This is a genomic window from Chitinimonas viridis (assembly GCF_030409555.1).
Lineage (GTDB): Bacteria > Pseudomonadota > Gammaproteobacteria > Burkholderiales > Chitinimonadaceae > Chitinimonas > Chitinimonas viridis.
This window is the reverse complement of sequence record NZ_JAUFPU010000004.1, coordinates 590061-599054: the sequence shown is the minus strand read 5'-3', so window position 1 is coordinate 599054 and position 8994 is coordinate 590061. Positions and strand designations below refer to the sequence as shown.

9 protein-coding genes are annotated in these 8994 nt (G+C 59.4%); 4 read left to right on the top strand and 5 right to left on the bottom strand.

From position 1 onward, the window contains the following. Positions 1-141: 141 nt before the first annotated feature. Both QWZ03_RS06910 and QWZ03_RS06905 read right to left on the bottom strand, forming a co-directional pair. A complete protein-coding gene (locus tag QWZ03_RS06910; protein ID WP_290332043.1) occupies positions 142-660 on the bottom strand; it encodes a hypothetical protein in 519 nt (172 codons plus the stop codon). 184 nt (positions 661-844) lie between these two features. Then, the gene (locus QWZ03_RS06905; protein WP_290332042.1) at positions 845-1459 is read right to left on the bottom strand and encodes a LysE family translocator; all 615 of its coding nucleotides are present in this window, start codon (positions 1457-1459) and stop codon (positions 845-847) included. A 127-nt stretch (positions 1460-1586) separates the two neighbouring features. On the opposite strand from QWZ03_RS06905, the gene QWZ03_RS06900 reads away from it, so the two are divergent. Next, entirely contained in the window at positions 1587-2036 is a 450-nt protein-coding gene (locus QWZ03_RS06900) for an Lrp/AsnC family transcriptional regulator (RefSeq protein ID WP_290332041.1), read from the top strand. Between the two features lie 22 nt (positions 2037-2058). Here QWZ03_RS06900 and QWZ03_RS06895 read toward each other — a convergent pair whose 3' ends face one another. Continuing rightward, entirely contained in the window at positions 2059-2790 is a 732-nt protein-coding gene (locus tag QWZ03_RS06895; RefSeq protein ID WP_290332040.1) for an aspartate/glutamate racemase family protein, read from the bottom strand. Positions 2791-2816: 26 nt separating this feature from the next. Further along, positions 2817-3239, bottom strand: coding sequence for a DUF488 domain-containing protein (locus tag QWZ03_RS06890; protein WP_290332039.1), 423 nt, complete (start codon positions 3237-3239; stop codon positions 2817-2819). Between the two features lie 325 nt (positions 3240-3564). On the opposite strand from QWZ03_RS06890, the gene QWZ03_RS06885 reads away from it, so the two are divergent. Continuing rightward, positions 3565-3837, top strand: a complete 273-nt coding sequence (locus QWZ03_RS06885) for a polyhydroxyalkanoic acid system family protein (protein WP_284197926.1) — start codon at positions 3565-3567, stop codon at positions 3835-3837. 113 nt (positions 3838-3950) lie between these two features. Here QWZ03_RS06885 and QWZ03_RS06880 read toward each other — a convergent pair whose 3' ends face one another. Then, positions 3951-5945: an SDR family oxidoreductase gene (locus QWZ03_RS06880; RefSeq protein WP_290332038.1), complete on the bottom strand. Its 1995-nt coding sequence runs from the start codon at positions 5943-5945 to the stop codon at positions 3951-3953. Between the two features lie 180 nt (positions 5946-6125). Between QWZ03_RS06880 and QWZ03_RS06875 the strand changes: the two genes are divergently transcribed. Further along, complete coding sequence (locus tag QWZ03_RS06875) at positions 6126-7628, top strand: WS/DGAT/MGAT family O-acyltransferase (RefSeq protein WP_284197928.1); 1503 nt, start codon at positions 6126-6128, stop codon at positions 7626-7628. 155 nt (positions 7629-7783) lie between these two features. After that, positions 7784-8938 carry an aminotransferase-like domain-containing protein gene (locus QWZ03_RS06870; protein WP_290332037.1) on the top strand — a complete coding sequence of 385 codons (1155 nt, stop codon included), beginning with the start codon at positions 7784-7786 and terminating at the stop codon, positions 8936-8938. Positions 8939-8994 lie beyond the last annotated feature (56 nt).

Below are 8994 nucleotides of genomic sequence, written 5' to 3'. Positions count from 1 at the left end.
CCGCCAGGCTCCCCTTGAAAGCCCCAGACTCAGCAGAGTCTGGGGCTTTTGCTTTGCGGGTTTGGGTTTGGGGATGGCAGGGGCGTAGGACCTGTCGGATCTTGGATCTTCTTGACCTGATCTTGCCGGGGCTAACGTCGACTAATACCTATCCTTGATATCGGGAAAATCGCGGTGGGCCTGTTGCAGAGCCCGGCGATCGCCTTCCGTTACGGCGGGCATAAAGGGGTTACGGGATGTGTGTACCACCCGGTTTCCTATTCTCTCTTCCAGTACGCCGTGGGGGCCCGTATTGCCAAAGTTGTATCTGGGGTCCTTGCGTGCGGGCTCGCGACCTATATTGTTGGCGATACCATGTTCCTGGGTGATATGCCCGAAAGTGCCGCTGCTGGTGCGGTAGTAAATGGTTGGTCGCTGACCGGGTGCCTGGGTTCTGCCTATGATGTTGTGCGTCTGGTATAGCCGGTTCGCCTGATCTTCCCGTGTGACAGCTGCCCGCTTGGCGTTCCTGGCGTTGTCTATGGCTTGCTTGCGAACCGTGCTCAAGCTATTGGGTGCGAAAAACGCCTTGAACTGCCCCCACTTTCCGAGTGGCCTGCCGACTGCAGCATCCACTTCCTTTTTATAGCGGTCATATCGTTGCTTGTACGTCTGTGGCATCAATCCCTCCTGATTGCTGTGTCTGGCCGGTGCCTGCAACGGCCCTCGATCCCAGGAAGTCTAGTCAGGGCTTGGGTGGATTCGAATCATCAGAATGGAGGAGGTTGTGTTGATCTGGTGTGACCATCTGCCTCGCCTGGAGGAGCGTGCACGGGCGCTACATGGTTTTCGCCCTGCGGATACATCAGGCCACCAGGCTGATCAATTGCCAGCAGGCAAAGCCGATCAGCAAGAGCCCGGCGGTTTGGCCTAGATAGCGCAGGTAGGGCGGTTTAAGGTGGTGCCTACCTGCGGCTACCCCACATGCCAGGCCTAGCCACCAGAAGGCTGAACCGGTGAAGATGCCACCGACCATGAGCGCCGCCTGACTGATGCTGCTTGTTTGGCCTTGACCTAGCACAGCGAAGACGGCGACGAACGACAGTATGGTCATGGGGTTGGTCAGCGTCAGGGCAAAGACCGAGGCGAATGCGCTGGCATGGCTGCCGTGTTTGACCTCTGCAGCAGCAGCGGGTGGTTTGCTGCGCAGCATACCTATGCCCATCCAGATCAACATGGCACCACCGACTAGCGTCAGTGGCAAGGTCAATGCGGTGAACGCCCGGGTCAGACTGGTGATGCCCAGTGCACCGATAGCGCCATAGCAGGCATCTGCCGCAGCGGCACCCAGGCCGCTGGCAAAGCCTGTACGGGCGCCATGCTGCAGCGTGCGTTGTATGCATAGCAGGCCTATGGGGCCTACCGGGGCGGCAATGGAGAGGCCGATCAGACAAGCTTTCAGGAAGAGGGGGGTATCCATGAGTGGGCTCCAGGTTGTATGGATAGATTGTCCAAGCCTGTGACCCGTGCTTGAATAGTGTCCTTAAGGATTTTTTGGATGTTTGCCTAAAATTCTTTTGAGTATTCTGCGATTACATGGGGATTTTATGGAGATCGATGGCAAGTCCTGGAAAATACTGCAGGCCATACAGGCTGATGGACGTATCTCGCTGACGGAGCTGGCGGCCAAGGTGGCGCTATCCGTGCCGGCAGCATCGGAACGTTTGAAGCGCCTGGAAGAGGCTGGAGTAGTGTGGGGTTATCGTGCGCTGGTGTCGGCCGAGGCGGTAGGCTACGACGTGATGGCCCTGGTAGGCATGACCACGGCCCAGCCCGATAAGGCTAGATTGATTGCCCAGCTGCAGAGCATGCCGGAGGTGCTGGAGTGCTTGCATGTCACCGGACAGGATTCGTTTATCTTGCGGGTGGTGACACGCAATATCCGCCACCTGGAGCAGTTCGTGGGTAGCATCAATCACTTTGGCGAGACGCGTACCTCTATCGTGATGTCTGCACCGATTGCATTACGGCCTTTGGCTCCGCCAGGCGGTGAATGAGGGCGCGTGGCGCTAGGCCGCTTCAGCCCGCGTTGGTGGACATTGCCATGCTGGCCGCTGCGTAGGCATGCAGGCGAGTGGTATCGAACAAGGGTACGGCTGCGTGCTCAGGCCCGATCAGCAAGCTGATCTCGGTACAGCCGAGGATCACGGCCTGCGCGCCTTGATCCTTAAGCTGCTTGATGATGCGCTGGTACTCACGCCGGGATGAGTCGTCGACAATGCCCTGGCACAGCTCCTCGTAGATGACGCGATGGACGATGTCGCGGTCGGGGGCGTCCGGTACCAGTACGGCTATGCCTTGTTGTTGCATGCGGTCGCGGTAGAACGTTTGTTCCATGGTAAAGCGGGTGCCGAGCAACCCCACTGTTTGCATGCCGGCTTGCCGTATGGCGGCTGCTGTGGGGTCGGCTATGTGCAGCAAGGGTATATTGGCGGCTGCCGTGATCATATCGGCCACTTTGTGCATGGTGTTGGTACACAGCACCAGCAGATCTGCGCCTGCTGCCTCCAGCTTTTGTGCAACGCTGGCCAATTGCCTGCCTGCTTCATCCCACGCGTTATCGCGCTGCAATTGGGCTATGCCATGGAAGTCCACGCTGTAGAGCACGATTCGTGCTGAGTACAAGCCACCTAGTTGTTGCCGCACGGCCTGATTGATGTACTGATAGTAAGGAACAGTGGACTCCCAGCTCATGCCGCCGATCAGACCTATGGTGAGTAGGGAGGCGGTTGGTTTGCTGTCAGGGTTCATGGTGGCTTTCTGGCGGCGTATAGGTATCAAGTGTGGGTATGGGGTGGTGAATCTGTTGCTAGCTCTGCCAAGCGTGCACCCCGCTCTGCCAGGAGCTCTCTCAGCACCGAGCGATGGCAACGGGCTTCATCTTCGCAATAACAGCCTATGGCCAGCTCACTCTGGTTCGAAAGTGCCGCCAGCAAATCCAGCACCCTGGCTGCATCGGCTTCATTCATCTCGGCGCGGAAGCGGCGCTTGAATCCTGCCCAGTCCGCTTCGCTGACGGCGGCCTTGCCCAAGGCCATCAGCTCGCTACTGGGAGCAAGGTTGGGCAGCCAGGTATCGTAATAGTTGCGGCTGGCAAACTCGGTCTTGGGCACGCCGCGCGGCGGGCGACGTACCGTGCCGATGCGCAGCCCTTCGTTGGGTAGGCGAGGGCTGCCGAGCTGGATGATGTGTATGGTCATATGAGTCCTTAAAAATATTCAAAACCCAGTTGCTTCCAGCTCAGGCTGCAGTCAGTTCGAGTTGTGGTCAGGGTAGCCGGTGTAGTAATAGTGGTGCAAGGTCAGGCTAGGCCGTGTGCGATCTACTCGGGATGCCTCGCAGATTCTGGGGCTAGTGAGGCTATGGGAGATCGGGGTACGAGTTGAGGGCTCATGAAGAATTTTCCGGAGAATGGCTACGAAGGGCTGGCAGGCGGCGGATTTGGCGCTAAGCTACACAGCATTCGAAAGCAGCTTGCCGGTGGTGGCGGTTGCGCACTGATAAACAGTACGGTGGAGCAAGCACATGTCGATACATATACAGTACCCCCACAGCAAGCCGCACGACGAGGCACTTAAGCTGGCTGGTGAAGTTGCCGAGCAGATGAAGCAGGAGTTCGGCATGGACTACCGTTGGGAGGGGGAGGTCTTGCACTTCCAGCGTCCTGGTGTTTCTGGTCAGTTGACTGTGGCGGCAGATGAGGTGGTGGTAGACGCCAAGCTGGGTTTCCTGCTGATGGCATTGAAGCCCAGGATAGAGTCGGAAGTGAAGGGTTTTCTGGGGCAGCATTTCGGCTAGCTTGCGGCTGAATGGCGTCCGTAAAGGCGCGGTCGCGCGGCCAGGGTCGGCAATGAAAAAGGCAGGTGGGGAACCACCTGCCTATTTCATTGTGCTGCCATGGCCGTGTAGGTTTACAGGTGTATGCCCTTCATGATCTGCATGAACGCCAGTTGGTCTGCACTCAGTTCCTGAGCGCGACCACCTTCTTTGCTGCCCTGGGCGGCGGAGGAGTCGGGGAACATGCGATAGGCGGTGTTCATGATGATCTGTGCCACGCGTGGTGCCAGGGCATGGATCATCTGGCCAAAGATACCGAGGCCCGACGCCACTCGTACGGGCTTGTAGATGACGGCCTGTGCCACCATGTCTGCCGCTTCATCCGGGCTGATGATGAAGGGCATGTTCTTGTAGATGTCGGTGGGGGCGATCATGGGGGTGCGCACCAGCGGCATATTGATGGTGGTGAAGTAGACGCCACGATCGGAGAACTCGCTGGCGGCACAGCGGGTAAAGGCGTCCAGGGCTGCCTTGGAGGCCACATAGGCCGAGAAGCGTGGCGAGTTGGTCAGCACCCCGATGGAGGAGATATTGACCACATGGCCGCTCTTGCGGGTGCTCATGCTAGGCAGCAGGGCCAGGGTAAGGCGCAGGCTACCGAAGTAGTTGAGCTGCATGGTCCGCTCGAAGTCGTGGAAGCGGTCATAGCTGTTTTCAACGGCGCGGCGGATGGAGCGGCCGGCGTTGTTGATCAGCACATCCACGTGGCCGTGCTCGTCCAGTACTTTCTTGGCCAGCTCGTCAATGGCATCGAGGCTGGACAGGTCGCAGGAATACACCGAGCATTTACCGCCGCAGGCTTCGATTTCCTTCTTGGTGGCCTCCAGCTTCTCCATGTCGCGTGCCACGATGATGACGTGTGCGCCGGCTGCTGCCAGCTTCATGGCGCTTGCCTGGCCGATGCCGGAGGAGCCGCCGGTGATCAGCACGTTCTTGCCACGCGATACGCCGGACAGCGAGCGATCGATGAACAGATCCGGATCCAGATGGCGTTCCCAGTAGTCCCACAGCTTCCAGGCATAGTCTTCCAGTGCCGGGATCTTGATATCGGTGCCGGCCAGCAGCTTCTGGGTCTGGCGGCTGTCAAAGCGCGTCGGGTAGGACACGAAGTTCATAATGTCGGGCGGCAGGCCCAGATCACGCATGACTGCATCGCGCACGCGGCGCACGGGAGTCAGCGAGCTGATGGCCTGGCGTATCATCGACGGCACAAAGCCGAAAATGGCCGGGTTGAGCCGCACGGTCAGCTTGGGGGCGTGGGCGGCTTCGGCAAAGATGGCCAGCACTTCGCCCACGCGCTTGGCATCGGGGTCGGTGAGATGGAAGCAGCCGCCGTTGTGGCCGTTGAGGTGGGCGATGTGGTCCATGGCTTCGACCACGTAATCCACAGGTACCAGGTTGATGCGGCCACCATCTATGCCGATGGCAGGCATCCAGGGCGGCAGGATCTTGCGCATTTTCTGCAAGACCTTGAAGAAATAGTAGGGGCCGTCGATCTTGTCTATCTCGCCGGTCTTGGAGCTACCGACCACGATGCCGGGCCGGTAGACCCGCCAGGGGCGCTTGCATTCGCGCCGGACGATGGCTTCGGAGTCGTGCTTGGTGCGGAAGTAGGGATGGTTGAGCTTGCCTGCCTCTTCGAACATGTCTTCCGAGAACACGCCCTCATAGAGGCCGGCGGCCGCGATGGAGCTGGTGTGATGGAAGATGCCGGCTTCGACGGCCTCGGCGAACTCCACTGCGTGGCGAGTGCCGTTTACGTTGGCTTCGAGCTGTTCCTCGGCGGTAGCCTTGAGGTCGTACAGGGCGGCCAGATGGAAGAAGTGCTTGATCTTGCCCTTCAGCTCTGCGATGTCTTTCTTGGAGACGCCTAGCTGGGTCTTTCCCAGCTCGCCGACCACCGGGATGACGCGATCAGCGTCCTTGCCCCAGCGTTCCTTGATCTTGTCGAACTTTTCCAGCGATTCCTTGCGTACCAGCGCGTAGATCTTGCCCTTGCGTTTCTTCAGCAGAGTCTGGACGAGGTTATTGCCGATAAAACCGGTAGCACCGGTCACGAAATAAGTCATGGGGCTTGCTCCTCGTTATTCGTATGCGTATGCAGTCTGGGCGATTGACGTGCCCGTAAGCCGCACCGTGTAGTGGTCGGCGGCGACTAGCTGTGTTCTATAATCCTCCGAGAGCAACGTCAAGCGAGCGGTCGTCCGACTCGTAAACAACAACCACAATTCAGACACAGGGTGGGAAATATGCTGTTGAATCTCTTTGGTTCGGGCAAGGAATCAATGTCGGCCGTTGACACGGCTTGGTTGCGCATGGATAGGCCAACCAACCTGATGGTGATTACCGGCATCATGTTCTTTGAGGGCCATATGGACATTGCCCGGCTGCGCGGCGTGCTGGAAAGCCGCCTGCTGAAGTACCAGCGCTTCAAGCAGCGGGTGGTACGTACGGGTACCAACGCCGCATGGGAAAGCGACCCGGATTTCGATATCGACAACCACTTGCATCGGGTGGCGTTGCCGGGGGATGCGGGAAAGCCTGAGCTGGAGGCCTTCGTCAACGAACATATTTCCACCCCGCTCGATTTCGGCAAGCCGCTTTGGCAGTTCCACTTGGTTGAGAACTACCAAGGTGGCAGCGCACTCGTTGCGCGCATACATCATTGCATCGGCGATGGCATCGCTTTGATACAGGTGCTGTTGTCGCTGACCGACAAGGAAGCCGACGGCGATAGTGCGCCAGCGCCGAAGAAGCTCAAGTTCCAGGCTGGCGAACGGGAACCAGACGATCCCTTCATGCGACTCTACAAGCCGGTGGCCAAGATGTACGCCGGGGTGCTGAAGAGCTATGGCAAGGTGCTGGGGACCAGCTACGGCCTGATGATGAATCCGGGCAAGATAGCCGAGTACACCCAGACGGGGCTGGCCATCAGCCAGGGGCTGGCCAAGCTGGCGGCCATGCCGGCCGACCCGCGTACCAAGTTCAAGGGCAAGCTCTCTACCGCCAAGCGCATCGCCTGGTCCGAATCGTTGCCGCTGCCCGAGGTCAAGCATGTGGGCAAGGCGCTGGGTTGTTCCATCAATGATGTGCTGCTGTCGTGCGTGGCGGGAGCCTTGCGGGCCTATCTGGTGGAGAAGGGGCAGAACGTGGATGGCCTCGACATCCGCGCCTCGGTGCCGGTCAACCTGCGGCCTGAGAGCAAGCTGGACAAGCTGGGCAATTATTTTGGTCTGGTCTTCCTGCCGCTACCCATAGGCGTGGCCAACCCGATAGAGCGGGTGTATGAGGTCAAGCGTCGCATGGAGGAGATCAAGGGGGGCTACGATGCCATCATTACCCTGGGTCTGCTCAGTGTGGTGGGCTCCTTGCCCAATATCGTCGAGCAGCCGGCCATCGAGTATTTCAGCACCAAATCCACCGCCGTCATGACCAATGTACCCGGCCCGCGCGATCCGATCTACATGGCGGGTAACAAGGTGAGCGACCTGCAGTTCTGGGTGCCGCAGTCGGGTGAGATAGGCATGGGGGTGTCCATCCTTTCGTACAACGACAGGGTCAATTTCGGCGTGATGACAGACAAGAAGCTGGTGGCCGAGCCCGCCCGGATCATTGAGCGGTTTGGTGAGGAGTTTGAGAAGCTGGTACTGGCAACGCTGCTGAGCGTGGTGGATTGCCCGCCTGATCCCGAGCTGGCTGAGTTGCATCTGGCGGTGCTGCGGATGCAGAGCGAGGCTGGCAAGCACGCCTGATGCGGCTGTTGCTAGCCTGGCGATAGGCCGTGCCGGCGTGCGGTAGCCTGGACGGGCCGGTACGGTTGGGGGCATACGAATGCGCACCGTCACTTGTGGCGGTGCGTTTTTTCGTTCAGGGTGCGTAGTTTCCCCTTCAATACTACGGAATGCCCATGTTTTCCGAACGCCTTTCCCGTCTGCAGGGCTCGCTGGTACGCGAGATTCTGGCTGTGGCCAACCAGCCTGACATGATCTCGTTTGCCGGTGGCCTGCCTGCCCCCGAAGCCATGCCCAAGCTCGATTTCAATGGCTTGCCTGATGGCCTGAGCCAGTACGGCCCCAGCGAAGGCGAGAAGTGGCTGCGCGAGGCGGTTGCCGCCGAGATGAGCAAGAACGGCGTACCGGTGACGGCCGACAATGTGCTGATACTGACCGGCTCGCAGCAGGGCCTGGATCTGGCGGCCAAGCTGTTTGTGGATCACGACACACCGGTGCTGGTAGAGGCGCCGACTTTCCTGGCTGCCGTGCAGTGCTTCAGCCTGTTCGGCGCCCGTTTTGTGGAAGTGGGCCTGACACCCAATGGCCCTGATCTGGAAGAGCTGGAACGCAAGCTCAAGAGCGAGAAGCCCCGCTTTGCCTACCTGATCCCCACCTTTCAGAATCCGTCGGGCGTCTGCTATGACGAGGCTACCCGGCAGCGGGTGGCCGATCTGTTCGATGAGCACAATGTGGTGCTGCTAGAAGACGAGCCCTACCGCGAGCTGGTGTATGACCAGTGCGACCGTGCCCCGATCTGTTCCCGTCTGAAGTCGGCACCTTGGGTGCATTTCGGCACCTTCTCCAAGACGGCCATCCCGGGTCTGCGCGTGGCGTATCTGGCCTGCCACCCCAGCTTGATGCCGCATTTCTACAAGCTGAAGCAAGCTGCCGACCTGCATACCAACCGGCAGGGCCAGTGGGCCATGCACAAGCTGCTGACCTCGGCCGAGTATCCGGCCCATATTGCCCGCCTGCGTGATTTCTATCACCAGAAGCGAGACATCATGGCTGCTGCCCTGGACAAGCATTTCCATGACCTGGCTGACTGGACTGTGCCGCCCGGTGGCCTGTTTTTCTGGCTGAAGCTCAAGGCTGACATCGACAGCTATGGCCTGCTGCAACCGGCACTAGATCGTAAGGTCGCCTTTATGCCAGGCAAGCCCTTCTATGCTACCGACCGTGTGTCCAACGAGTTGCGCTTGAACTTCAGCCACGCGTCGCCCGACAAGATCGAGGAAGGGGTGAAGACCCTGGCCGAGGTGATACGGGCGCATCTGTCCGCAGCCTGATCAGCATGGCCTTGACCCGCTCAGCGTGTAGCCACCCCTCGGGGTGGCTTTTTCAT

Bases quoted from the DNA above. Each gene is read 5' to 3' on its own strand.
- QWZ03_RS06910 (WP_290332043.1), bottom strand. From the start codon at position 660: ATGCCACAGACGTACAAGCAACGATATGACCGCTATAAAAAGGAAGTG.
- QWZ03_RS06905 (WP_290332042.1), bottom strand. From the start codon at position 1,459: ATGGATACCCCCCTCTTCCTGAAAGCTTGTCTGATCGGCCTCTCCATT.
- QWZ03_RS06900 (WP_290332041.1), top strand. From the start codon at position 1,587: ATGGAGATCGATGGCAAGTCCTGGAAAATACTGCAGGCCATACAGGCT.
- QWZ03_RS06895 (WP_290332040.1), bottom strand. From the start codon at position 2,790: ATGAACCCTGACAGCAAACCAACCGCCTCCCTACTCACCATAGGTCTG.
- QWZ03_RS06890 (WP_290332039.1), bottom strand. From the start codon at position 3,239: ATGACCATACACATCATCCAGCTCGGCAGCCCTCGCCTACCCAACGAA.
- QWZ03_RS06885 (WP_284197926.1), top strand. From the start codon at position 3,565: ATGTCGATACATATACAGTACCCCCACAGCAAGCCGCACGACGAGGCA.
- QWZ03_RS06880 (WP_290332038.1), bottom strand. From the start codon at position 5,945: ATGACTTATTTCGTGACCGGTGCTACCGGTTTTATCGGCAATAACCTC.
- QWZ03_RS06875 (WP_284197928.1), top strand. From the start codon at position 6,126: ATGCTGTTGAATCTCTTTGGTTCGGGCAAGGAATCAATGTCGGCCGTT.
- QWZ03_RS06870 (WP_290332037.1), top strand. From the start codon at position 7,784: ATGTTTTCCGAACGCCTTTCCCGTCTGCAGGGCTCGCTGGTACGCGAG.